General features: G+C 61.8%; 26 protein-coding genes. 22 read left to right on the forward strand and 4 right to left on the reverse strand.

What is annotated here, in order from left to right:
* Nucleotides 1-102 precede the first annotated feature (102 nt).
* The 16 genes from KEC16_RS01910 (at nt 103) to KEC16_RS19930 (ending at nt 13,384) form a co-directional block, all read left to right on the forward strand.
* On the forward strand, nt 103-1,305 hold the full coding sequence (locus KEC16_RS01910) for a deoxyguanosinetriphosphate triphosphohydrolase (RefSeq protein ID WP_211545957.1): 1,203 nt from the start codon (nt 103-105) through the stop codon (nt 1,303-1,305).
* On the forward strand, nt 1,306-3,048 hold the full coding sequence (argS, locus tag KEC16_RS01915) for an arginine--tRNA ligase (protein WP_211545958.1): 1,743 nt from the start codon (nt 1,306-1,308) through the stop codon (nt 3,046-3,048).
* Nucleotide 3,049: 1 nt separating this feature from the next.
* Nucleotides 3,050-3,949, forward strand: coding sequence for an SPOR domain-containing protein (locus KEC16_RS01920; RefSeq protein WP_211545959.1), 900 nt, complete (start codon nt 3,050-3,052; stop codon nt 3,947-3,949).
* Nucleotides 3,936-4,958 carry a beta-N-acetylhexosaminidase gene (gene nagZ / locus KEC16_RS01925; RefSeq protein WP_249208637.1) on the forward strand — a complete coding sequence of 341 codons (1,023 nt, stop codon included), beginning with the start codon at nt 3,936-3,938 and terminating at the stop codon, nt 4,956-4,958. Before KEC16_RS01920 ends, nagZ begins: the two co-directional genes overlap by 14 nt.
* Nucleotides 4,955-5,638 (forward strand): site-2 protease family protein, encoded by a 684-nt coding sequence (locus KEC16_RS01930; RefSeq protein ID WP_211545961.1) that lies wholly within the window; start codon nt 4,955-4,957, stop codon nt 5,636-5,638. Before nagZ ends, KEC16_RS01930 begins: the two co-directional genes overlap by 4 nt.
* 63 nt (nt 5,639-5,701) lie before the next feature.
* On the forward strand, nt 5,702-6,496 hold the full coding sequence (locus KEC16_RS01935; RefSeq protein WP_211545962.1) for a segregation and condensation protein A: 795 nt from the start codon (nt 5,702-5,704) through the stop codon (nt 6,494-6,496).
* Nucleotides 6,493-7,155: an SMC-Scp complex subunit ScpB gene (scpB, locus tag KEC16_RS01940; protein WP_211545963.1), complete on the forward strand. Its 663-nt coding sequence runs from the start codon at nt 6,493-6,495 to the stop codon at nt 7,153-7,155. The genes KEC16_RS01935 and scpB overlap by 4 nt, the downstream gene beginning before the upstream one ends.
* Nucleotides 7,156-7,233: 78 nt before the next feature.
* On the forward strand, nt 7,234-7,464 hold the full coding sequence (locus KEC16_RS01945; RefSeq protein ID WP_211545964.1) for a twin-arginine translocase TatA/TatE family subunit: 231 nt from the start codon (nt 7,234-7,236) through the stop codon (nt 7,462-7,464).
* Nucleotides 7,465-7,500: 36 nt separating this feature from the next.
* Complete coding sequence (gene tatB, locus KEC16_RS01950) at nt 7,501-7,869, forward strand: Sec-independent protein translocase protein TatB (RefSeq protein WP_211545965.1); 369 nt, start codon at nt 7,501-7,503, stop codon at nt 7,867-7,869.
* A gap of 5 nt (nt 7,870-7,874) precedes the next feature.
* Nucleotides 7,875-8,693: a twin-arginine translocase subunit TatC gene (gene tatC, locus KEC16_RS01955; RefSeq protein ID WP_249208730.1), complete on the forward strand. Its 819-nt coding sequence runs from the start codon at nt 7,875-7,877 to the stop codon at nt 8,691-8,693.
* Nucleotides 8,694-8,720: 27 nt separating this feature from the next.
* The gene (serS, locus tag KEC16_RS01960) at nt 8,721-9,983 is read left to right on the forward strand and encodes a serine--tRNA ligase (RefSeq protein WP_211545966.1); all 1,263 of its coding nucleotides are present in this window, start codon (nt 8,721-8,723) and stop codon (nt 9,981-9,983) included.
* Nucleotides 9,984-9,988: 5 nt separating this feature from the next.
* Nucleotides 9,989-10,771 carry a 5'/3'-nucleotidase SurE gene (gene surE, locus KEC16_RS01965; RefSeq protein ID WP_211545967.1) on the forward strand — a complete coding sequence of 261 codons (783 nt, stop codon included), beginning with the start codon at nt 9,989-9,991 and terminating at the stop codon, nt 10,769-10,771.
* 9 nt (nt 10,772-10,780) lie between these two features.
* Nucleotides 10,781-11,425, forward strand: a complete 645-nt coding sequence (locus KEC16_RS01970) for a protein-L-isoaspartate(D-aspartate) O-methyltransferase (RefSeq protein ID WP_211545968.1) — start codon at nt 10,781-10,783, stop codon at nt 11,423-11,425.
* An 86-nt stretch (nt 11,426-11,511) separates the two neighbouring features.
* Nucleotides 11,512-12,543 carry a peptidoglycan DD-metalloendopeptidase family protein gene (locus KEC16_RS01975; RefSeq protein WP_346344002.1) on the forward strand — a complete coding sequence of 344 codons (1,032 nt, stop codon included), beginning with the start codon at nt 11,512-11,514 and terminating at the stop codon, nt 12,541-12,543.
* Entirely contained in the window at nt 12,540-13,205 is a 666-nt protein-coding gene (locus KEC16_RS01980; RefSeq protein ID WP_211545970.1) for a DUF2461 domain-containing protein, read from the forward strand. The genes KEC16_RS01975 and KEC16_RS01980 overlap by 4 nt, the downstream gene beginning before the upstream one ends.
* A 44-nt stretch (nt 13,206-13,249) precedes the next feature.
* Nucleotides 13,250-13,384: a hypothetical protein gene (locus KEC16_RS19930; RefSeq protein WP_283091860.1), complete on the forward strand. Its 135-nt coding sequence runs from the start codon at nt 13,250-13,252 to the stop codon at nt 13,382-13,384.
* Here KEC16_RS19930 and KEC16_RS01985 read toward each other — a convergent pair whose 3' ends face one another.
* Nucleotides 13,385-14,239, reverse strand: a complete 855-nt coding sequence (locus KEC16_RS01985; protein WP_211545971.1) for an ATP-binding protein — start codon at nt 14,237-14,239, stop codon at nt 13,385-13,387.
* A 166-nt stretch (nt 14,240-14,405) separates the two neighbouring features.
* On the opposite strand from KEC16_RS01985, the gene yajC reads away from it, so the two are divergent.
* Genes yajC through KEC16_RS02005 form a run of 4 tightly spaced genes read left to right on the forward strand, consistent with a single transcriptional unit; the run spans nt 14,406 to nt 17,718 of the window.
* The gene (yajC, locus tag KEC16_RS01990; RefSeq protein ID WP_211545972.1) at nt 14,406-14,783 is read left to right on the forward strand and encodes a preprotein translocase subunit YajC; all 378 of its coding nucleotides are present in this window, start codon (nt 14,406-14,408) and stop codon (nt 14,781-14,783) included.
* 37 nt (nt 14,784-14,820) lie between these two features.
* On the forward strand, nt 14,821-16,389 hold the full coding sequence (secD, locus tag KEC16_RS01995; RefSeq protein WP_211545973.1) for a protein translocase subunit SecD: 1,569 nt from the start codon (nt 14,821-14,823) through the stop codon (nt 16,387-16,389).
* Nucleotides 16,390-16,399: 10 nt separating this feature from the next.
* Nucleotides 16,400-17,344 (forward strand): protein translocase subunit SecF, encoded by a 945-nt coding sequence (secF, locus tag KEC16_RS02000; RefSeq protein ID WP_211545974.1) that lies wholly within the window; start codon nt 16,400-16,402, stop codon nt 17,342-17,344.
* On the forward strand, nt 17,344-17,718 hold the full coding sequence (locus KEC16_RS02005; protein WP_211545975.1) for an Mth938-like domain-containing protein: 375 nt from the start codon (nt 17,344-17,346) through the stop codon (nt 17,716-17,718). The genes secF and KEC16_RS02005 overlap by 1 nt, the downstream gene beginning before the upstream one ends.
* On the opposite strand, the gene mobA is transcribed toward KEC16_RS02005, so the two are convergent.
* Complete coding sequence (gene mobA / locus KEC16_RS02010; RefSeq protein ID WP_211545976.1) at nt 17,705-18,304, reverse strand: molybdenum cofactor guanylyltransferase MobA; 600 nt, start codon at nt 18,302-18,304, stop codon at nt 17,705-17,707. The two genes, KEC16_RS02005 and mobA, sit on opposite strands and share 14 nt — an antisense overlap.
* On the reverse strand, nt 18,301-18,750 hold the full coding sequence (gene hybE / locus KEC16_RS02015; RefSeq protein WP_211545977.1) for a [NiFe]-hydrogenase assembly chaperone HybE: 450 nt from the start codon (nt 18,748-18,750) through the stop codon (nt 18,301-18,303). The genes mobA and hybE overlap by 4 nt, the downstream gene beginning before the upstream one ends.
* Nucleotides 18,751-18,893: 143 nt before the next feature.
* On the opposite strand from hybE, the gene KEC16_RS02020 reads away from it, so the two are divergent.
* Entirely contained in the window at nt 18,894-19,901 is a 1,008-nt protein-coding gene (locus KEC16_RS02020) for a class 1 fructose-bisphosphatase (RefSeq protein ID WP_211545978.1), read from the forward strand.
* Nucleotides 19,902-19,939: 38 nt separating this feature from the next.
* Here KEC16_RS02020 and KEC16_RS02025 read toward each other — a convergent pair whose 3' ends face one another.
* Nucleotides 19,940-20,947: a zinc transporter ZntB gene (locus KEC16_RS02025; protein ID WP_211545979.1), complete on the reverse strand. Its 1,008-nt coding sequence runs from the start codon at nt 20,945-20,947 to the stop codon at nt 19,940-19,942.
* Between the two features lie 75 nt (nt 20,948-21,022).
* On the opposite strand from KEC16_RS02025, the gene KEC16_RS02030 reads away from it, so the two are divergent.
* Nucleotides 21,023-21,973 (forward strand): calcium/sodium antiporter, encoded by a 951-nt coding sequence (locus tag KEC16_RS02030; RefSeq protein WP_211545980.1) that lies wholly within the window; start codon nt 21,023-21,025, stop codon nt 21,971-21,973.
* The last annotated feature ends 80 nt before the right edge of the window (nt 21,974-22,053 follow it).

The raw sequence follows: 22,053 nt of genomic DNA on the forward strand, positions 1-22,053 counted from the left end.
TGGCCCGGCGGAATTGAAAACAGCTTAGCATATGCGATATGGGGCGTGGTAGCCGAAGGGCAAGTGGTTGCGTTCAGCCGATACGGGCGTTAGTGTCCGGGCATGAGCGAACATCCGTTGTCCAGATCCGCCATTCTTGCGCCTTTCGCCTGCCGGCCGGAAGAAACGCGCGGGCGCCTGCACGCGGAGCCGGAAAGCGGCACGCGTTCGCCGTTCCAGCGCGACCGCGACCGCATCATCCATTCCGCCGCCTTCCGCCGCTTGCAATATAAGACGCAGGTGTTCGTCTATCACGAAGGCGACAATTTCAGGACGCGGTTGACCCATTCGCTGGAAGTGTCGCAAATCGCCCGCTCCATCGCCCGTGTGCTGGGGCTGGAAGAAGACCTGGCCGAATCCTTGGCCCTGGCCCATGATCTTGGTCACACTCCGTTCGGTCATGCCGGCGAGGATGCGCTTCAGGACGTTTTGGCCCAATTTGGCGGCTTTGATCATAACGCCCAGTCGTTGCGTGTGGTCACCAAGCTGGAACGCCGCTATATCCAGTTCGACGGACTCAATCTGACGTGGGAAACCCTTGAGGGGCTGGTCAAGCATAACGGCCCGCTAACCGGCCCGCTGGCCGCCCCGCGAGAAGACGATCTGCCCGGCGCCATCACCGAATATGTCGGCCGGCACGATCTGGAACTAAAAAGCTATGCCAGCGCCGAGGCGCAGGCGGCGGCGCTGTCCGACGACATTGCCTATAACAATCACGACATCGATGACGGTTTGCGGGCAGGATTGTTCACCATCAAGGATCTGGCCGACGTGCCGTTGGTTGGCCCCGTGTTTCATGCCGTGATCAAAGAACATCCCGATGCTGATTTCAGCCTGCATATCCACGAGGCGGTGCGGCGGATGATCGGCATGATGATCATCGATTGTATCGACGAAACCCGGCGCCGGGTGGCTGAGTTTAAGCCACGATCGGCCGGTGACGTGCGCAGCCTGAAGGTGCCGTTGGTGTCGTTCTCCGACGCGATGCGGGCCAATGACCGGGCGCTGAAGAAATTCCTGTTTCCCAACATGTACCGCCATTTCACCGTCAATCGCATGACCAGCAAGGGACGGCGGGTGGTCAAGGATCTGTTCACCCTGCTGTTCGCCGAGCCCGGATGTTTGCCGCCGGAATGGCGCCGTCTGACCGATGGCGCCGGCACGGCCAAGACCGCCCGCGTCGTTGCCGATTATATTGCCGGCATGACGGATCGTTTCGCCCTGGACGAGCATCGTCGTCTGTTTGACATGCAAGAGAAGCCCTGAATGAACCTGTTCAAGTATTTCCGCGAAGAAATCATCGTCGCTCTGTCGCGTCTGAACCTGCCCGACGGCCTGGACACCGGCAAGGTGACGGCTGAACCCCCGCGTGAGGAAGCGCACGGCGACGTCGCCACCAATGCCGCCATGGTGCTGTCCAAGCCCGCCGGCATGAAGCCACGCGATCTGGCCGAGGCCTTGGCGGCGCAATTGCGGACTCATCCGGCGGTGACGGCGGTGGAAATCGCCGGCCCCGGCTTCATCAATTTGCGTTTGGTGGAAAGCTTCTGGGCCGAACGTCTGGGCGATATTTTGCGCGCAGGGACGACCTATGGCGATTCCGATATGGGCGGTCAGCGGCCGATCAATGTCGAATACGTTTCCGCCAATCCCACCGGCCCCATGCATATCGGCCATGCCCGTGGCGCCGTTATCGGCGACGCCTTGGCCTCGTTGCTGGCCAAGGCCGGTTTTGCCGTCAGCCGCGAATATTACATCAACGATGCTGGCGCCCAGGTCGATGTGCTGGCCCGTTCCATTCATTTGCGCTATCGCGAGGCCCTGGGCGAGGAAATCGGCGATATTCCCGAAGGCCTGTATCCGGGCGATTATCTGAAGCCGGCCGGTGCCCAATTGGTCACGTTGCACGGGGATAAATATCAGACCGCGCCGGAATCCGAATGGCTGGCGTCGTTTCGTCTGTTCGCCGTCGATGCGATGATGGACATGATCCGCGACGATCTGGCTGCCCTTGGCGTCAAGCACGACGTCTTCACCTCGGAACGCGGGCTGGTGGAAAGCGGCCGCGTCGATGCGGCGCTTGAGTTCCTGGCGGGTCTGGGGCAGGTCTATGAAGGCGTGCTGGAACCGCCCAAGGGCAAGGTGCTTGACGATTGGGAACCGCGCCCACAGACCCTGTTCCGCGCCACCGCCTTTGGCGATGACGTTGACCGGCCGTTGAAAAAGTCGGATGGCTCGTGGACTTATTTCGCGTCCGACATCGCTTATCACCTGGATAAGTTCCGTCGCGGCTTCCCCGAGATGATCGACATCTGGGGCGCCGATCACGGCGGCTATGTCAAGCGCATGCAGGCCGCTGTCAAGGCGGTGAGCGAGGGCGGCGGGGCGTTGGACGTCAAATTGTGCCAGATGGTCAATCTGATGAAGGGCGGCCAACCGTTCAAGATGAGCAAGCGGGCCGGCACCTTTGTCACTTTGCGCGATCTGGTCGACCAAGTCGGCAAGGACGTGGTCCGCTTCATCATGCTGACCCGCAAGAACGACGCCCATCTGGATTTCGATCTCGACAAGGTGCTGGAACAGTCGCGCGACAATCCGGTGTTCTATGTGCAATACGCCCATGCCCGCTGCCATTCGGTGCTGCGCCACGGCGTGACGGCTTTGGCCGGCGCTGATCTGTCCGCCGCCGCTTTGGCGGCGGGGCCATTGGCGCGCTTGACCGATCCGGCCGAGCTGAGTGTAATCAAGGTGCTGGCCAGTTGGCCGCGTCTGGTGGAAAGCGCCGCCGAAGCGCACGAACCGCATCGGGTGGCGTTCTATCTCAACGACGTGGCCGCCGCCTTCCATGGTCTGTGGAACAAGGGCAAGGACGATACCCAATTGCGCTTCCTGATCGAAGGCGATGCCGAATTGTCCCTGGCCCGCATGGCACTGGTCCGTGCCGTCGCCGATGTGATCGCATCGGGGCTGGCGGTGTTTGGTGTGGAACCGATGGAGGAGATGCGCTGACATGGCGGGACATCCCGACGACGATTACGATCGCGATATCCTCGATATCATCCCCGAACGTTTTGACGCCGATGCCGATTCCTATCAGGCGCGCGCCGGCAGCCGGCTGCGCAATTGGCTGATTTTAGGCGGTGCGGTTCTGACCGTCGGGGTTGCCGTCGCTGTCGGGTGGCGTCTGATCGCCGGCGGTGGCGATAGCGCCAACGGCATTCCGGTGATTTCCGCCGACCAGCGCCCGATCAAGATCCGGCCCGATGATCGGGGCGGCATGCAGGTGCCCAACCAGGACAAGTTGGTCTATGGCCGCCTGGAACAAGGCGACGGCGATGCCAAGGTCGAACGCCTGCTGCCGGCGGCCGAGCAACCCGTGCCGCCGCGACCGGCGCCGATGCAGGCCCCGGCCAAGCCGGCCGCTCCGGTTCAGGAAGTGTTGAAGCCGCCGCCGGCTCCGGTGATGCCGCCCATGTCGGCTCCGGCCCCCGTGGTCAAGCCGGTCGAGACCATGGCGCCGTCCGCTCCGCCCCCCGTTGCGGCCCCAGCCCCAGCAAAGGTGGCGGTTGCGCCCAGTCCGGCCGCTCCTCCGGCGGTGAAGCCTGCGCCGGCACCCATTTCGGCCCCGGCTCCGGCTGCGGCCAAATCCGCGGCCTTGGCCAGTGGCGATTATCTGGTGCAATTGGGGGCGCTGCGTTCGGCCCCCGATGCGGAAAAGGAATGGGGGCGCATTCAGCGTGCCAATGGCGATGTTTTGGGCGGCTTGAAATCCGATGTGGTTCAGGTCGATTTGGGGGCCAAGGGGGTGTTCTGGCGTTTACGGGCAGGGCCTTTAAACGAGCAATCGGCGCGCCATGTCTGTGGGGAACTCAAGACCAGGAATCAGGGGTGCATGGTTGTCCGCAAATAATTCAATCCCCGCCGCCGCTCTGTTCGGCTGTGCCGGTCTTAGTCTGAGCGAGGCCGAAAGGCGGTTCTTCGCCCAGGTTGATCCGCTGGGCTTTATCTTGTTTGCCCGCAACATCGCTTCCCCCGATCAGGTGCGGGAGCTGGTGCGCCAATTGCGCGACAGCGTTGGCCGCGCCGATGCCCCGGTGCTGATCGACCAGGAAGGCGGCCGGGTTCAACGCCTGCGGCCGCCGCATTGGCGGTCGGCGCCGCCGGGGGCGGCTTTTGCCGCCTTGGCCGACCGCGATTTAGACGGCGCCATGGCTGCCTTGCGGCTTAATTACCGGCTGATTGGCCAGGAACTGGCCGATCTGGGGATCGACGTCGATTGCGCCCCGGTTCTCGATGTTCCGGTGGCTGGCGCCCATGATGTCATCGGTGATCGCGCCTTTGGTCAGACCCCCGACCGGGTCGCCGATCTTGGCCGGGCTGTCTGCGACGGCTTGTTGGATCAAGGGGTGTTGCCGGTGATCAAGCACATTCCCGGTCACGGCCGCGCCATGGTCGACAGCCATCTGTCGTTGCCGGTGGTCCATGCCGGCCGGGCTGAATTGGAGGCCCAGGATTTTGCCCCCTTCATCGCCTTGCGCGATCAGCCCTGGGCGATGACCGCCCATGTGGTCTACACCGCCATCGATGATCGGGCTCCGGCCACCACCTCGGTCAAGGTCATTGGCGAAATCATTCGCGGTTTGATCGGCTTTGAGGGCTTGCTGATTTCCGACGATCTGTCGATGAAGGCCCTGGGCGGCAGTTTCGCTGAGCGGACCACCGCCAGCCTGGCTGCCGGCTGCGATGTGGTTTTGCATTGTAACGGCCAGATGGATGAAATGAACGCCATTGCCGCTGCTCTTCGGCCGCTCAGTGAAAATGCCCGTGAACGGCTGGCCCGTGGCCAGCGCCTCAAGCGAAACCAAGGCGCGGTTGATGCCGTCGCCGCCGCCGCTGAAATCGCCAGGATGTTGGCATGAAAGACTTTATCGGCCTGGTGCAACAGATATCGGTGGTGGCGCTGCCGCTGGTTTTCGCCATTACTCTGCACGAGGCCGCGCACGGCTATGCCGCCTTGGCCTTGGGCGACGACACCGCCAAGCGGGCCGGGCGGATTTCATTGAACCCGCTGCGCCATATTGATCTGTTCGGCTCGATCATCGTGCCGGCCTTGCTGTTGTTCATGGGCAGCTTCATCTTCGGTTGGGCGAAGCCGGTCCCGGTGGATTTCCGCCGGTTGCGGAATCCCCGTTACGGCATGGTGCTGGTTGCCGCCGCCGGTCCGGCCAGCAATATCGTCATGGCCATCATCGCGATCCTTTTGATCGGCTGGGTCGGCAGCTTGCCCGATTCCGCCGTCGATTGGGCGCGGCTGAACCTTGCCAATGCCATCTACCTTAATCTGCTGCTGGCGGTGTTCAACATGATCCCGATGCCGCCGCTGGATGGCGGCCGGGTGGCGGTGGGGTTGCTGCCCCGTCGGCTGGCTTACCCGCTGGCGCAGTTGGAAGACAAGGGCATCTTGATCGTCATTGGCCTGTTGATGTTCCTTCCCATGCTGACCGGTTTCATCGGGCACCGCATCGACCCCTTTGATCTGGTCATCCAACCGGTGATCAACGGTCTGTTGACGGTGCTGGTATCGGTGTTCGGCGGCTAGCGTCGCAGGCTTTGTCATGCTATTGTGGCGATCGTTCAGGCAGCCACAATATGTTGCGCAAACATGCAGGCAGATGTTTTCCAAGCGGATAACGACGGCCCCCAGCGTTCCCCCGAGGAGCGGCTGGTGCTCGACCTTGAGGGATTCGAGGGGCCGCTTGATGTCTTGCTGACTTTGGCGCGTGACCAAAAGGTCGATCTGGCCAAGATTTCCATTCTCAAACTGGCTGATCAGTACCTGGAATTCGTCAACCGCATTCGCCAGCGTCACCTGGATCTGGCGGCGGAATATCTGGTGATGGCGGCATGGCTGGCATATCTGAAGTCGCGCCTGCTGCTGCCCGAACCGGAACCCGAGCAGGAAGACCTGCCCAGCGCCGCCGAAATGGCCGATATCCTGGCCTTTCGCCTCCGCCGATTAGAGGCCATGCAGCGCCTGGGCACCGGCTTGGTCAACCGGGCCCGGTTGGGCCGCGATGTTTTCGTCCGGGGCGAGCCGGAAGAGGTGGCGGTGGTCACCCATTCGCTGTTCGACGTGCAATTGTTCGATTTGCTCAAGGCTTATTCCGACCATGTGGTCCGCACCTCGGTGCGCACCTTGCACATCGAAGCCCCCGATCTTTATTCGGTCGAGGACGCGCTCAGGCGATTGGAGCGCATGCTTGGCACCATGCCCGATTGGTCGGTGTTGTCGGCCTATCTGCCGTCGTTCCAAGGCGACGCGCTGAAAATGAAATCGGCGATGGCCTCGACCTTCATCGCCGCGTTAGAGCTGGCCAAGCAGGGGCGGCTGCAATTGCGCCAAGATGGCGGCCCGTATTCGCCCATCTACGTCAAGACCGGAGACGTGGCGGCGTGACCGATTCCTTCGACCCCGAGCATCTGCGCATCATCGAGGCGGTATTGTTCGCCTCGGCCCAGCCGTTGGATGAACGTGATCTGGCGGATAAATTGCCGGCTGACAGCGATGTCGGCGTCGTCCTGGCCGAGTTGCAGCGGCAATATGGCGGGCGCGGCGTCAATCTGGTGCGGCGCGAGCATAAATGGGCCTTTCGCACCGCCCCGGATCTGGCCGGACGACTGACCATCGAACAGACCCAGACCCGACGGCTGTCACGGGCGGCCATCGAGGTGCTGGCGATCATCGCCTATAACCAGCCGATCACCCGCGCCGAAATCGAAGAGGTCCGCGGCGTCGCCCTATCCAAGGGGACGCTGGACCTGCTGTTCGAAGCCGGTTGGATCAGGCCGCGCGGGCGTCGGCGCAGCCCCGGCAAGCCACTGCAATGGGGCACCAGCGACGGCTTCTTGGACCATTTCGGTCTGGAGAGTCTGGAGGATTTGCCCAACCTCAAGGAATTGAAGGCCGCCGGTCTGCTTGATACCCGTCCGGCCGCCGATGCCTATGGCAACCGCGCGGTTGACGGCCTGTCGCCCGTGGATATCGACGACGTCGCCGAGGACGAGCCCGAGCTTGATCTGCTGGATGACGATGACGGGCTAAGCTTGGCGGAATAGGGCGGTTGCGGGGCGTGCCCAGTTCTGCGATGATCCGCCCCCGACCTCCCTTAAACCTTCGGGTAGGAGAACAATTTCATGGGTAGCTTCAGCATTTGGCACTGGCTGATCGTTCTGGTCATCGTGCTTCTGCTGTTCGGCGCGGGTAAGATTCCCAAGCTGATGGGCGATATGGCCAAGGGCGTCAAGGCGTTCAAAAAAGGCCTGAACGAAGATGACGACGCTCCGGCCACCAAGCCGGCCGAAGCACAGCGTCTTGAGGGCGAGGCCGCGGCCAAGCCGGCCGAAAAGGACCCTGCCCATCACTGAGTGATGGCGTTTTCCGCTGGTTCAAGGGCTTAGCGCATGTTCGATATCGGCATGGATGAGATGGCTTTGGTGGCCGTGGTGGCGTTGATCGTCATCGGCCCCAAGGACCTGCCACAGGTGCTGCGCATGTGCGGGCGCTGGGTGCGCAAGGCCCGCGAACTGGCCGGCGAGTTTCAGCGCGGCGTTGATGACATGGTGCGCGAAACCGAATTGGACGAGATGAAGGCCCAGGTGGAAAAGGTCGCCGACACCAACGCGCTGAAACGCGAGATCGAGAAAACCATCGATCCGACCGGCGATATCGTCCGTTCGTTGGAAGCGCCGAGCTTGGACAAACCGGACGAAGCCGTGGCGGCTGAAAATCCGGATATTATGATTTCCCCCGAAAAGCCGCCGGCACCGTGAGCGCCATGCAAGACGACAAAACCATGCCCTTGCTCGACCATCTGGTCGAGTTGCGCCGCCGTCTGTTGTGGTCGGCGCTGGCTTTTATCATCGTCTTCGCCGCGTGCTTTTATTTCGCCGCTGATATCTATGCCATCCTGATGGACCCTTATGCCAAGGTGGCGCTGGATAAGGGCGGCATGCGCCGCTTGATCTATACCGCTCCGACCGAGGCCTTTTTCACCTATGTCAAGGTGTCGGCCTTTGCCGCCGGGGTGCTGTGCTTCCCGATCTGGTCCGGTCAATTGTGGGCTTTCGTCGCCCCCGGTCTGTACAAGAACGAACGCCAAGCCTTCATGCCGTTCCTGTTCGCCACCCCGGTGCTGTTCAGCATGGGGGCGGCGCTGGTGTATTTCCTGGTTCTGCCCATGCTGTACACCTATCTGCTGGGCTTTGAGAATCTGGTGCCCAATCCGGGTGAGCTGCCCATTCAGCTGGAAGCCAAGGTCAGTGAATCGCTGTCCTTGATCATGACCTTGCTGTTCGCCTTTGGCTTGGCCTTTCAGATGCCGGTGCTGCTGACCCTGTTGGCCCGCGTTGGTCTGGTCACCTCGAAGGGGCTTCGGGAAAAACGCCGCTATGCCATCGTCGGTGTTTTCGTCTTTGCCGCCGTGGTCACGCCGCCCGACGCGGTCAGCCAGTTATCCCTGGCCGTGCCCATGGTGATCTTGTACGAGCTGTCGATCATTTCCGCCCGCATGGCGGAAAAGAAGCGGGCCCAATCGTCGGAAGACGAAGACGACGACGAAGACGAGCCTGTGGACGAAACCGACTTCAACGGTTGAACTTTTTAAAAATCTGGATGTGACGTCATGCACGATCTGAAATGGATTCGCGAAAACGCCGCCGCTTTCGATGCCGCCTTGGCGCGTCGCGGCCTGGAGCCGCGCTCCGACACCTTGCTCCGCCTGGATGGCGAACGCCGCGCCGCCCAGACCCGTTTGCAGGAATTGCAGGCCAGCCGCAACGAAACCTCGAAGCAGATCGGCATTCTTAAAAAGCAAGGCGGCGACGTCTCGGCCATCATGGACGAGATCGCCAAGCTGAAAGAAGATATCCCGTTGCTGGAAGCCCAAGACAAATCCTTGGGCGAAGAAATCGACGGCATTCTTGCCGCCCTTCCCAATCTGCCGGCTGCCGATGTTCCCGATGGCCCGGACGAAGAACATAACGTCGAGCTGCGCCGCTGGGGCACCCCGCGCACCTTTGATTTTCAGCCGCAGGAACACGACGCCATCGGCGCCAAGCTGGGGCTGATGGATTTTGACGGCGCCGCCAAGCTGTCGGGCGCCCGTTTCGTCGTCTTGAAGGGCAAGCTGGCCCGGCTGGAACGGGCCATTGCCCAATTCATGCTCGACATCCAGACCGAAGACCATGGCTATACCGAAATCAGCCCGCCGACCTTGGTCAAGGACACGGCCTTGTTCGGCACGGGGCAATTGCCCAAATTCGGCGACGATCTGTTCAAGACCAATACCGGCCATTGGCTGATCCCGACGGCGGAAGTGCCGCTGACCAATCTGGTCGGCGACAGCATCCTCGACGAGGCGGCGCTGCCGGTCCGGATGACGGCGTTGACCTTGTGCTATCGCTCGGAAGCCGGGGCGGCGGGCAAGGATACCCGCGGCATGATCCGTCAGCATCAGTTCTGGAAGGTGGAGATGGTCTCCATCGCCCATCCCGACCATTCCGAGGCCGAGCATGAGCGCATGACCGGCTGTGCCGAGACCATTTTGCAAAAGCTGGATTTGCCCTATCGCACCATCGTGCTGTGCACCGGCGATATGGGCTTTTCCTCGCAAAAGACCTATGACATCGAAGTGTGGTTGCCGGGGCAGGGGCGTTATCGTGAAATCTCGTCGTGTTCCAATTGCGGCGACTTCCAGGCCCGGCGCATGAAGGCCCGGTTCAAGGGCGACAAGGGCAACCGTTTCGTCCACAGCTTGAACGGTTCCGGCCTTGCCGTCGGCCGGACCCTGGTGGCGGTGCTGGAAAACTACCAGCAGGCCGATGGCAGCATTCGCGTCCCCGACGCGCTTAAGCCCTATATGGGCGACCTCGAGGTGATCGCGTAACCGCCATGCACCCGCCCTTCGCCGATCTGTCCCGCGCCCGCATCCTGATCAGCAATGATGACGGCATCAACGCGCCGGGCATCAAGGTGCTGGAACGGGTGGCTCGGGCCTTGTCCGACGATGTTTGGGTGGTGGCCCCGGAAACCGAGCAATCGGCCGCCGGCCATTCCCTGACCATTCGCCGTCCGCTGCGCATCCGCCAAGCGTCGGAGCGTCATTTCGCCGTCGATGGCACCCCCACCGACGCGGTGCTGCTGGGCGTCAACAAGGTGCTGGCCGACAAAAAGCCCGATCTGGTGCTGTCGGGCATCAATCGCGGCGCCAATATGGGCGACGACGTCACCTATTCCGGCACGGTGGCGGCGGCGATGGAAGCGACCATTCTGGGGATTCCCGCCATCGCCTTGTCGCAATTTCTGCGGCCGGAGCAGCCGGTCCATTGGTCCACCGCCGAACATTGGGCCCCCGATGTGATTCGCAAGGTCTGTTCGGTCGGCTGGGGCCGCAACGTACTGATGAATATCAATTTCCCCGCTGTCATTCATGCACAGGTCAGTGGCGTCGAGGTGGTTCGCCAGGGCAAGCGCAAGATCGGCGATGAACTGATTGAACGGTTTGATCCGCGCGGCGAGCCTTATGTGTGGATCGGTGCCCAGCGGGCGGAAAACCCGACCGAAATCGGCACCGACATCGAGGCGGTGCTGCGTGGCGCGGTGGCGGTGACCCCGCTTTGCGTCGATCTGACCCATGGCCAGACCATGGGTGCGCTGAAAACGCTGTTCGGCTGAGGCGGCGCCATGGTCGCGGCCGAGCCCCGTGTTATCCGCCTGCTGATGGAATTGCGCCGTCAGGGCATTTCCGATCCCCGCGTGCTGGGCGCCCTTGAAAAGGTGCCGCGTCAGCTGTTCGTGGCCGCGCCGTTTCTCGATCAGGCCTATGAAAATCACGCCTTGCCCATCGCCTGCGGCCAAACGGTCAGCCAGCCCTATATTGTCGCCCTGATGACCCAGGCGCTGGCGGTCAACGATCGGACCAAGGTGCTGGAGGTGGGCACCGGATCGGGCTATCAGGCGGCGGTGTTGGCGCAATTATGCCGCCGCGTCTATACGCTTGAGCGGCATAAGCCGTTATTGCAACAAGCGGAACAGCGTTTCCGCACGCTGCGTATCCACAACATCACCGCGAAACTGGGCGACGGTTCCAGGGGCTGGCCCGAGCAAGCGCCGTTCGAGCGGATCATGGTGACCGCCGCCGCCCACGATATTCCGCCGCTGTTGGTCGATCAGTTGCAGGTGGGCGGGATCATGGTGCTGCCGGTGGGCGAGGCTGGCAGTGGGGAACAGGACCTGGTGCGGGTAACACGGCTGGAGCAGGGAATCGACATCCAGCACCTTGGCCCGGTGCGTTTCGTGCCGTTGGTCGAAGGAATCGCCGACACTTGACATTGCCGGCCGTGGCGTCGCCGCGTATAGTGCCGGCCATGCGCGCGTCCATACTCCATATGGTATTACGACTGATGGTATTGGTGGTGCCTCCTTTGGTGGTGACGGCCTGCTCGTCGTCGTACCGGGGGGGCGCTTCGGTCAGCCGTGGGGCGCCCTCGACGCAGATTTGCGCCAGTGGGGTCACCGTCTATGCCGGGGACACCTTGTATTCCATCGCCCGGCGCTGCAATGTGTCGGTGCGCGACCTGATCGAGGTCAACAAACTCGCCGCTCCTTATGTGATTTCCCCAGGTCAGTATATTCGCATGCCCGGGGGCGGGGGCGAATACGTGGTTCAGCGTGGGGATGCCCTGTTGCTGGTGGCGCGCCGGCTGGGGGTTGAGTTTCAAACCCTGGCGCGGCTGAACGGCAAGACCTCGCCTTACACCATCTATGTCGGTGAGAAGTTGAAGCTGCCCGGTGGCCGGGCCGGGACAGGGCCGGCGCGCGGCAATGGCGGCGCGTTGGTGATCGCATCCCCCAATTCCAGCCGCCAGGGGGATGAACCATCCTCGGCCTCGACACGGGTGATGGCCCAGGCGCCAGCCCCGCCGCAGCCGGAAGCGCCGGCGGCTGCCGAACAATCCCCTCCCGAAGCCCGTCATCCGGCCTTTGAGCCCCGCCAGACGTTGCCGTTATCGCCGCCACCCATGGCGGGAAAGGGCTTTATTTGGCCGGTGAAGGGCGATTTGTTGACGGAATTCGGCCCCATGGGCAAGGGGCAGCATAATGACGGCGTCAATATCGCCGCCGCCCGTGGCACCCCGGTCCGCGCCACTGAAAATGGCGTTGTCGCCTATGTGGGCAACGAATTAAAGGGCTTCGGCAACCTGTTGCTGGTCAAGCACGCCGATGGTTGGGTGAGCGCCTATGCCCATAATGACCAGTTGATGGTCCGCAAGGGCGATTCGGTCAAGCGCGGCCAGCAGATCGCCACCGTCGGCACGTCTGGCGGGGTGGATAATCCACAATTGCACTTCGAGTTGCGGCGGGGCACCGAGGCGGTCAATCCCATTGATCATATCAGGGGAGATAGCCTGAGCCTTGTCGAGAGCAAAGCCGCAGGTGGCGCATGAACGGGGACTTCGTCGGCCTGCCCACCGGCTTGACGCATTTTCTGGGCGAACTGGCCGCCAACAATGATCGCAACTGGTTCGCGGCGCACAAGGCTGAGTATGAAGCCGTGGTTCGCGACCCGCTGCGCGAGTTGGTGATCGCGCTCGCGGGCGTCATGCGGCGCATTGATCCCGGCTTCGACACCGATCCCAAAGGGGGCGCGGTATCGCGCATTTATCGTGATACCCGTTTTTCTCGCGACAAGTCACCTTATCGTATCAATCAGTGGATTTGCTTCAAGCGTCCGGGGCAGGGATGGCAGGAACGCCCGGCCTTTTTCCTTGAGATCGGGCCGGCCGGGTGGCGCCATGGCATGGGCTGTTATGCCGCCCCGCCCGCGGTGAGCAAGGCCCAGCGGGCCGCCATTTTGGCCCGCCCCAGCCGTTTCTTGGCGGCGATGAGGTCGGCATTGGCGGCAGGGTTTAGCATCGAGGGTGAATCCTATGCGCGGCCCAAGCTGCCGGAAGGGCTGGATTCGGTGCTGGGGCAGTGGATTTCCCGCAAATCGCCTTATGTGGTCTGCACCCGCAAGGTTGAACCGCTGCTGTTCGGCCCTGAACTGGTGGAAGAATTGCGGCAACGCTGGCAGGCGCTGGAGCCGTTATATCATCTGTGGGCTTGACCAAAGATAAGGGCCGCCCAAGGGGCGGCCCTTACACTGTGTCCATGTTCCAGCGTTTCGACACCGCCCCGATCCTCGCCCCCGACCAAGCCCTGCTTGTCGGCGCCGCCGTTATTTTCGGCGGCATCGTCTTGTTCGTGGCCACGGTGCTGCTGACCCGCTGGCTGGCGCGCCGCTGATCAGACGATGGTCTTTCCCAACCGGCCGGCCAGATCCTGAATGAATTGCCAGGCGACGCGGCCCGAGCGTGAACCGCGGGTGACCGCCCATTCATTGGCTTCACGCTGCAAGCTGTCGGTGTCGATGGGCAGTTGATAGCGGTCGGCATAGCCCTGGATGATGTCGAAAAAGGTGTCTTGGTTAACGTGATGAAAGCCCAGCCATAGGCCGAAACGATCAGACAACGACACCTTTTCCTCGACCGCTTCGCCGGGATTGATGGCGGTCGAGCGTTCGTTCTCGATCATGTCGCGCGACAGCAGATGTCGGCGGTTCGAGGTGGCGTAGAAGATGACGTTGGCCGGCCGGCCCTCGATGCCGCCGTCCAGCACCGCCTTCAGCGATTTATAGGCCTCGTCCTGGCCCTCGAATGACAGGTCGTCGCAGAACAAGATGGTGCGGCGACCGTCGGCGCGCAGAATGCGCAACAGGCGGGGCAGGGAAGGGATGTCTTCGCGGTGGATTTCCACCAATACCAGTTTGTCGGTGCTTTCGGCGTTGATGCTGGCGTGAGCGGCCTTGACCAACGAGCTTTTGCCGGTGCCGCGCGCCCCCCACAGCAAGGCATTGTTGGCCGGCAGGCCATGGGCGAAGCGCCGGGTGTTGTCCAGCAATTGCTCGCACTGGCGTTCAATGCCTTTCAGCAACTGGATTTCCACGCGGTTGACCTGGGGGACCGGTTCCAGCCCATCGGGGTCGGCGTGCCAGATAAAGGCGTCGGCGGCGGCCAGATCCGCCTGGGCCAGCGGCGGCGGCGCCAGACGGTCCAAAGCATTGGCGATACGGGTCAGCAGGGAAAGGGTTTCCTGGTCCATGGCGGGCGAAAACTCAAGGTGATGGCGGGAAGCGGTCAGCCTAAAGGCTCCGCCTTTCAGGAGCAAGGCTTCAACGAATATGGGAGTTAAGGTTTGCATCGGCTTGGCTTGTCGCTATATTCCGCTGACTTCGCCATGAAAGACCATTGATCCAAGGAGTCGTTCCATGTTCGTGTCGCCCGCCTATGCTCAGGCCGCTGGTTCCCTTGGCGGCATCGCCGGAGGCATCGAGTCCTTTTTGCCGCTGATCCTGATCTTCGTGGTTTTCTACTTCCTGATGATCCGTCCGCAGCAAAAGCGCATGAAGGCGCATAAGGAAATGCTGACGGCGTTGCGTCGCGGCGACCGGGTGGTGCTGGGTTCGGGCATCATGGGTCTGGTCAGCAAGGTGACCAGCGATACCGAGGTTCAGGTCGAAATCGCCGACGGCGTCAAGGTTCGCGTCGTCCGCTCCTCGATCCAGGAAGTGGTTTCCAAGACCGAGCCGGTGGCGGCGTCCAAGGACGAGCCCAAGGCTGATGCCGAAACCCCGGCCGACAAGTAAGCCGGCTTTGTTTTTTACTGTCTGATACGGAACGGTCATGCTCCAATTTCCCAAGTGGAAGATTGTGATGGTGCTGCTGGTCGCCCTGTGCGGGGCGATCTGGTCGGCACCCAACCTGCTGCCGCGGGAAACCACCGACCGGATGCCATCTTGGTGGCAGCCGGTCAGTTTGGGGCTTGACCTTCAAGGTGGTTCCTATCTCTTGCTGGAAGTCGATACCGGCTATGTGAAGAGGGAACACCTGTCCAACTTGGTGGAAGCCTTCCGCACGACTTTGCGGAAGGAAAAAGTCAAGTACGCCGATCTGGGCATCAATGGCCAGAACGGGGTCAAGGTTCGCATCGCCGACGAGACCGAGCGCGAGCGGGTTCGGCCTGAACTGCGCAAGCTGGACCCGGAAGCGCAATTCGATGTGTCGTCCGACGGCCTGTTGACGCTGACCTATGGCGAACCGGCCATGGCCAAGCGCATCAATCAGGCGGTGGAACAATCCATCGGCATCGTGCGCCGCCGCGTTGATGAATTGGGCACGCGTGAGCCGTCGATTCAGCGCCAAGGCACCGACCGTATCATCGTCCAGTTGCCCGGCGTCAAAAACCCCGAGCACATCAAGTCGTTGCTGGGCAAGACCGCCAAGCTGACTTTCCATATGGTCGATGACACCGCGTCCCCCGAGGACGCGGCGCGCGGTCGCATTCCCCCCGGCTCCATGCTGTTGCCGTCGGTGGAGAAAGAGCGCGGCCTGCCCTCGCAATATGTGGTGCGCAAGCGGGTTGAAGTCGGCGGCGACATGCTGACCGATTCGCAGCCGACCTTCCAAGATGGCCGCCCGGTGGTGTCGTTCCGCTTCTCGGTGGCTGGCGGCAAGCGCTTCGCTGAGACCACCGCCGCCAATGCCGGCAAGATGCTGGCCATCGTGCTGGACGACAAGGTCATTTCCGCCCCTCGCATCAACGAACCCATTCTGGGCGGCTCCGGCATCATTTCCGGTTCTTTCTCCGCTCAAGACGCGCAGGATTTGTCCCTGCTGCTGCGGGCTGGCGCCTTGCCGGCGCCGTTGCAGGTGCTGGAAGAACGCACTGTCGGTCCCGATCTGGGCGCCGATTCGATCCGGGCAGGGGCGATCGCCAGCGGCGTCGGTCTGTTGCTGGTGGTGGTGTTCATGGTGTTCATCTATGGCACCTTGGGCGCTTTGGCCAATGTGGCCTTGGTGCTCAATCTGATCATCTTGCTGGCGCTGATGTCGGTTCTGGGGGCGACGCTGACCCTGCCGGGCATCGCTGGCATCGTCCTCACCATGGGGATGGCCGTGGATGCCAACGTCTTGATCTATGAACGCATGCGCGAGGAACAACGGGCCGGTCGCAGTCTGATTTCCACCGTGCAGGTGGCGTTCGAACGTGCTTTCGGCACCATTCTTGACGCCAATTTGACCACCTTGGCGGCGGCGGCCTTGTTGTTCCAGTTCGGTTCGGGACCGGTGCGCGGCTTTGCCGTCACCTTGTCGTTAGGGCTGCTGAGCTCCATGTTCACCGCCATCATGGTTACCCGTCTGATGGTCGCGACCTGGATTCGTCTGCGCCGCCCCAAGACGCTGCCGCTGTAAGGATAAGGCCATGAGCTTTTATGCCCATCTCATCGCCCGGACGCCCAAGTTCGACTTTGTCGGCAAGCGTATTCCGGCGTTCGTTCTGACGGCTGCCCTGATTATCGGCACCTTTGTTTCCATCGCGACCCGTGGCTTTAATTTCGGGATCGATTTCGCCGGCGGTATTTTGGTCGAAGTCCAAAGCATCGATGGCCCGGCTAATATCGCCAACATGCGCGATGTGCTGGGCAATTTGGGGCTGGGTGAGGTGTCGTTGCAGCAATTCGGCGAAAGCGGACGCGACGTCATGGTTCGCGTGCAAAAGCAGGATGGCGACGAAAAGGTCCAGATGGCGGCGTTGGCCAAGGTCAAAGACACCTTGGGCAACGGCTACGAATATCGCCGGGTGGAAATCGTCGGCCCCAAGGTCGGCGACGAATTAAAGCGCGACGGCGTGTTGGCGGTGATCTTGGCCGTTCTGGCCATCGCCGCCTATGTTTGGTTCCGTTTCGAATGGCAATTCGGCGCAGGCGCCTTGATCGCCACCTTCCACGACGTGGTGTTGACCTTCGGCTTCTTCTCGATCACCGGGATGGAATTTAACCTGACCAGCGTTGCCGCCATTCTGACCATCGCCGGCTATTCCATCAACGACACCGTCGTCATCTATGACCGTGTGCGTGAGAATTTGCGGAAGTACAAAACGTTGTCGCTTTATGACCTGCTTAATCTGGCGGTCAACGAAACCCTGGCCCGGACCTTTCTGACCGTGGCGACCGTGTTCGTCACGGTGCTGGCCCTGCTGCTGCTGGGGGGCGATGTTCTGCACGGTTTCGCCGCCGCCATGTTGTGGGGGTTGGTGGTCGGCACCTTTTCATCCATGTATGTGGCCATCCCGGTGCTGATTTACTTTAAAATCCGCGTTGGCAAGGACCGTGAGGAAGACGAAACCGCCAGCCAGGCCATGCCCTGATGGATATTACCCCGGTCGTTGGCTCGGAATTTCAGCTGATCGGTGGCTATGGCGATGGCGGGTTCACGGTTTCGGGAACCCGCCACGAAGGCTCGGTCCTGATTCTCCCGCGTCAGACCCACGCATGGCCGGTGACGGCGATCGCCGATATCACCTTGCAAAGCCTTGATCCACTTTTAAGGGCTGATCCGCGTCCGACGATCTTGGTTTTAGGATGTGGTCGCGGGATGACGGCCATTGCCAAATCCTTGCGTGACGCCTTGCGTCATCACGGCATCGTTGTCGAGCCCATGGATAGTGGCGCCGCCTGCCGAACCTATAACGTCTTGCTGACCGAAGGGCGCGACGTCGCCGCCGCCATCATCGCCGTTTGAGGGCTTCCTCCAGGCGGTGCAAGTCTTCGGCGGTGTTGACGTTGAAAAACGGATCGACGGGCGAAGCCGACCAATCCACCGTAACCGCCGCCTGAGCCATGGCAAAGCGCCATACTCCCCGCTGTTCATGCTCCAGGCTTTGCCGAAGGGGGGCAATCAGCCCGGTCGACCACAGGCCACATGTGGGGTGGTCCCGGCCGTTGCTGGCGGCAATCGCCGCATTTGCGCCCTGATCCACCGCGGCCATCAGGCGGGACACCAGATCGGCGGGAAACAGCGGGGTGTCGGCGGCGACGGTGGCCACCCAGCCCAGCCCCTGATCCTGCGCCCATTGCAAACCGCTCAGAATGCCGGCCAACGGCCCCAATTGTCCCTCGATCACATCGGCGATCACCGGCAGACCAAAGCGGGCGAAACGCTGAGGTGGGCCGTTGGCGTTAAGGGCAAGGGTGGTGACTTGCGGGCGCAGGCACCGCACCACCTTGTCCAGCAAGGTGGTGCCGGCCAACGGCAACAGCGTCTTATCGCCGCCGCCCATGCGCCGAGCCTGGCCGCCGGCCAAGATGATGCCGGCGACGGCCTTCATGGCTTGATCAGGCCGCCCGGTTCTTCCACTTCCGGCACCTTGAAGAATTTGTTCACCGCTGCCCAGGCATTGGTGACAGCCATGGCGTGGACGTCAAAGCGGCCCATGGGGGAATAAAGCGAGGAAGCCATGTAGGGGCCGAATTCCTCAACCTCGCCGACGGTGAAGACGACTTCGCCGCACGGCATTTCGATCCGGCGCTTGGCGGTGACGTCCGCTTCCGACAATTGATCGGGCGTGGTCGGCAACAGCATGAAATTCATGAACCACGGCGTGACCAAAATGCCGGCCAGCCACCCTTCCCATGGCCGAAACCCGACCACCTCGACTTTGAGCGCGTGGTTATAGAGCCCGATATCCTTCATGCGCTCGTCGCCGATGCGAGTAAAGATGTCAGCCAACTGGTTGACCTTGGCGAGTTCCTGGGGGCTTAACGGTTCGAACATGAAAACCTCACGCGGGTTGGGGGCGGAAGTTTAGCCAAGGGGCGAGCGGAATGCGAGGCGACATTGCATCTGGCCCCAGTCTAGGCTAGGAGTGTGGGCAGCGCGGGCGCGCGTAACAAGAATGCCTTAGAAGAGAGGGAACGATGCCCTATACGCGGATCACTCTGACCCATTTCCTGTTGCAGGAGCAGCGTCGCCTTGGCGGTTCTGGCGCCTTCACCTCGCTGATGAATGACATCCTGACCGCCTGCAAAATGGTATCGCACGAGGTCAATCGCGGCGCCCTGGTCGGCAATCACGGTGTTGCCGGCACCACCAATGTCCAAGACGAAGAGCAAAAGCCGCTCGACGTTCTGGCCAACGACATTTTCCTGCATATGAATGCCTTGGGCGGCAATTACGCCGCCATGGCCTCGGAAGAGCTGGAAGACGTTCACGCGGTCAAGGGATCGGCCGACGGCAAGTATTTGCTATTGTTCGATCCGCTGGATGGATCGTCCAATATCGACGTCAATATTTCGGTTGGCTCGATCTTCTCGATTCTACGTCTGCCCGAAGGGGCCGATCCCAAATCGGCGAATGCCTTCCTGCAACCGGGCGTCCAGCAGATTTGCGCCGGCTATGCCCTGTACGGGTCGTCGACCATGCTGGTGCTGACCACCGGTAATGGCGTCAACGGTTTCACTTTGGATCGTGACGTCGGCATGTTCTTTCTGACCCACCCGAACATGACCATTCCCGCCGACACCCAGGAATTCGCCATCAATGCTTCGCGCGCCCGCTTCTGGGAAGCGCCGGTGAAGCGATATGTGGATGAATGCCAAGCTGGTAAGGAAGGGCCGCGCGGCAAGGATTTCAACATGCGTTGGGTGGCGTCCATGGTCGCCGAAGTCCATCGCATCTTGGTGCGCGGCGGTATCTTCATGTACCCGGCCGACAGCGAGAATATGAAAAAAGGCGGCAAATTGCGGCTGATGTACGAAGCCAACCCAATGTCGTTCATCGTTGAACAGGCGGGCGGGGGCGCGACGACGGGTCGTCAGCGCCTGATGGAGGTGCCACCCACCAATCTACACCAGCGGGTGCCGGTGATCTTGGGCTCGAAAAACGAAGTGGAACGGCTCGAGGCCTATCACCGCGACGCGGAGTAAATGAAGAAAATGGCGGCCCAAACGGCCGCCATTTTTATTTACAGCCATTTGAAGCGGCGCAGCAAAAGCCACAATCCGGGCAGCATGGCGGCCAGAACCAGGCATAATTGCCAAAAGGCGTCAGGATCGTTAGCGCCAGGAATGCCGCCGATATTGGTCCCCAGGATTGCCGCCACCAGCGACGGCGGCAACAGCAAGGCGGCCAAGGCGGTAAAGCGATTGGAGTTTTGGGCGATCTGTTCGCTGATTTGCGCCGACAGGTCTTCGTGCAAAACCGTCGCCCGTTCGCGCAAGGCGTCCAAATCTTCGATATGACGCACGACCTTGTCCGTGACTTCACGCAGACGCAGGCGGGCATCCTTTGACAGCCACGACGAATCGTCGTGCTGAATGCGGTATAGGGCATCGCGCTGTGGTCCCAGATAGCGCCGCAGCTGAATGGTGCGCCGTCGGGTCAGGGCCAGCTTGCCCCGCATGCTGGGATCGATTTCGCACTGAATGGCTTGGTCTTCCAAGCTGCCGACGTCTTCTTCCAGGCTGTCGAGGACGATTTCCAGGTGTTCGACCACCCGTTCGGCGATTTGCGCCAGCAAGCCGCCTGGGCTGCGCGGCCCCTTGCCGGTCAGCAGCGCCAGCCGGATATTCCTGAGCGCCGATAATTGGTGCCCCTTGTCGCGCAACGAAATCAGCCGGTTGGCTTCGCCCCAGATATGGATGGGCACCAGTTCCGGGACGCCGGTTTGTTCGTCCACATTGACGCCACGCAGCACCACCAGCAGATTGTCGTCCACATCCTCGACCCGAGGCCGCGATTCATCGGCCAGCAAGGCCAAGGCGACCAACGGGTCGATGCCGCTTTCCTGGCGCAACCATTGCGCCGCGATCGGGTCATCGCGTTCCAGGTGCAGCCACAAAAACCCGTCCTCGCCCTTCCATTGGCGAACCCCTTCCCAATCCAGGTCGCGGCAGCCCCCCTTGCGGTCCAACAGGGCGGCAAAGCGTAATCCGGGCTGTGTCCCGGTTTTGATATCCGCTGGGTTGGTCATGGGGCCTCTTTTTACTATGTGGTAAAAGCATGGGGGCACGGACCCTGGATGACAATAGGAAGTAGGGGCGGGGGAATGATAACGGACATCGCCTTGGTCTTTGGTGGCTTGCTGTTGTTGCTGTTTGGCGGCGAGGCATTGGTGCGCGGAGCGGTGGCGGTAGCCCGTCGGCTGGGGCTGTCGGAACTGGTGATCGGCTTGACCCTGGTCGGGGCGATGACCTCGGCGCCGGAGCTGATGGTCTCGGTCAGTGCGGCGCTGGAAGGGGCGCCCGACATGGCGCTTGGCAATGTGGTCGGCAGCAATATCGCCAATTTGTTGCTGGTCGTCGCCGCCGGCGCCTTGGTGCGGCCGCTGGTGGTGTCACGGCCGTTGCTGTTGCATGACGGGGTGATCAATTTCGTTGCCGCCGCGCTGCTGGCCGGCTTGGCCGTTCACGCCGATATCGGCCGCTGGCAGGGGATTGCCTTGCTGGTTTGTCTGCTGTGGTATCTATGGCGAACCTATGTGCGGGAAAAATCGACGCGCCGTCAAAGCGTGCACGAAAAGGAAGCCCGTGATTTGGAGCAGCCGGCCCTGCCGCTGGTTCCGGCACTGTTGGCGACCATTGGCGGTGTCGCGGCCTTGGTCATTGGCGCCGCCATCCTGGTCAAGGGGGGGACCGGGCTGGCCCGTGCTTTCGGCGTTTCCGAGGCGGTGATTGGTCTTAGCCTGCTTGCCGTCGGCACGTCGCTGCCGGAACTGGTGACTTCGGTGGTGGCGGCGTGGCGGGGGCATACGCAGGTGGCTTTGGGCAATGCCATCGGCAGCTGCATTTTCAATTCTTTAGGGATTGTCGGGGTGGCGGCGATGCTGACGCCGTTGCCGGTGGCCCCTGAACTGGCGGGCAGGGATGTCTGGGTGATGGTCGCGGTATCGGCCGTGGTTCCGCTGGGCATGGCTTTCGCTTCCCGCGTGGGGCGGGGCATGGCGCTTGTTTTTCTGCTGGGCTATGGCGGCTATATGGCGGTTATTTTCTCGTCCTGATGCGCTTTGTTCCCTTGATGGGCATCAAGGTTGGAATGCGTCGCATTGGAATAAAGTGCGTTCTTCTGGTAACGGAGACC

The sequence above is a fragment of the Magnetospirillum sulfuroxidans genome (assembly GCF_018224925.1).
Lineage (GTDB): Bacteria > Pseudomonadota > Alphaproteobacteria > Rhodospirillales > Magnetospirillaceae > Magnetospirillum > Magnetospirillum sulfuroxidans.

What these genes read in the sequence shown, in the direction of transcription:
- KEC16_RS01910 (WP_211545957.1), top strand. Translation starts at nt 103, where the DNA reads ATGAGCGAACATCCGTTGTCCAGATCCGCCATTCTTGCGCCTTTCGCC.
- argS (WP_211545958.1), top strand. Translation starts at nt 1,306, where the DNA reads ATGAACCTGTTCAAGTATTTCCGCGAAGAAATCATCGTCGCTCTGTCG.
- KEC16_RS01920 (WP_211545959.1), top strand. Translation starts at nt 3,050, where the DNA reads ATGGCGGGACATCCCGACGACGATTACGATCGCGATATCCTCGATATC.
- KEC16_RS01930 (WP_211545961.1), top strand. Translation starts at nt 4,955, where the DNA reads ATGAAAGACTTTATCGGCCTGGTGCAACAGATATCGGTGGTGGCGCTG.
- KEC16_RS01935 (WP_211545962.1), top strand. Translation starts at nt 5,702, where the DNA reads ATGCAGGCAGATGTTTTCCAAGCGGATAACGACGGCCCCCAGCGTTCC.
- KEC16_RS01945 (WP_211545964.1), top strand. Translation starts at nt 7,234, where the DNA reads ATGGGTAGCTTCAGCATTTGGCACTGGCTGATCGTTCTGGTCATCGTG.
- tatB (WP_211545965.1), top strand. Translation starts at nt 7,501, where the DNA reads ATGTTCGATATCGGCATGGATGAGATGGCTTTGGTGGCCGTGGTGGCG.
- tatC (WP_249208730.1), top strand. Translation starts at nt 7,875, where the DNA reads ATGCAAGACGACAAAACCATGCCCTTGCTCGACCATCTGGTCGAGTTG.
- serS (WP_211545966.1), top strand. Translation starts at nt 8,721, where the DNA reads ATGCACGATCTGAAATGGATTCGCGAAAACGCCGCCGCTTTCGATGCC.
- surE (WP_211545967.1), top strand. Translation starts at nt 9,989, where the DNA reads ATGCACCCGCCCTTCGCCGATCTGTCCCGCGCCCGCATCCTGATCAGC.
- KEC16_RS01970 (WP_211545968.1), top strand. Translation starts at nt 10,781, where the DNA reads ATGGTCGCGGCCGAGCCCCGTGTTATCCGCCTGCTGATGGAATTGCGC.
- KEC16_RS01980 (WP_211545970.1), top strand. Translation starts at nt 12,540, where the DNA reads ATGAACGGGGACTTCGTCGGCCTGCCCACCGGCTTGACGCATTTTCTG.
- KEC16_RS19930 (WP_283091860.1), top strand. Translation starts at nt 13,250, where the DNA reads ATGTTCCAGCGTTTCGACACCGCCCCGATCCTCGCCCCCGACCAAGCC.
- KEC16_RS01985 (WP_211545971.1), bottom strand. Translation starts at nt 14,239, where the DNA reads ATGGACCAGGAAACCCTTTCCCTGCTGACCCGTATCGCCAATGCTTTG.
- yajC (WP_211545972.1), top strand. Translation starts at nt 14,406, where the DNA reads ATGTTCGTGTCGCCCGCCTATGCTCAGGCCGCTGGTTCCCTTGGCGGC.
- secD (WP_211545973.1), top strand. Translation starts at nt 14,821, where the DNA reads ATGCTCCAATTTCCCAAGTGGAAGATTGTGATGGTGCTGCTGGTCGCC.
- secF (WP_211545974.1), top strand. Translation starts at nt 16,400, where the DNA reads ATGAGCTTTTATGCCCATCTCATCGCCCGGACGCCCAAGTTCGACTTT.
- KEC16_RS02005 (WP_211545975.1), top strand. Translation starts at nt 17,344, where the DNA reads ATGGATATTACCCCGGTCGTTGGCTCGGAATTTCAGCTGATCGGTGGC.
- mobA (WP_211545976.1), bottom strand. Translation starts at nt 18,304, where the DNA reads ATGAAGGCCGTCGCCGGCATCATCTTGGCCGGCGGCCAGGCTCGGCGC.
- hybE (WP_211545977.1), bottom strand. Translation starts at nt 18,750, where the DNA reads ATGTTCGAACCGTTAAGCCCCCAGGAACTCGCCAAGGTCAACCAGTTG.
- KEC16_RS02020 (WP_211545978.1), top strand. Translation starts at nt 18,894, where the DNA reads ATGCCCTATACGCGGATCACTCTGACCCATTTCCTGTTGCAGGAGCAG.
- KEC16_RS02025 (WP_211545979.1), bottom strand. Translation starts at nt 20,947, where the DNA reads ATGACCAACCCAGCGGATATCAAAACCGGGACACAGCCCGGATTACGC.
- KEC16_RS02030 (WP_211545980.1), top strand. Translation starts at nt 21,023, where the DNA reads ATGATAACGGACATCGCCTTGGTCTTTGGTGGCTTGCTGTTGTTGCTG.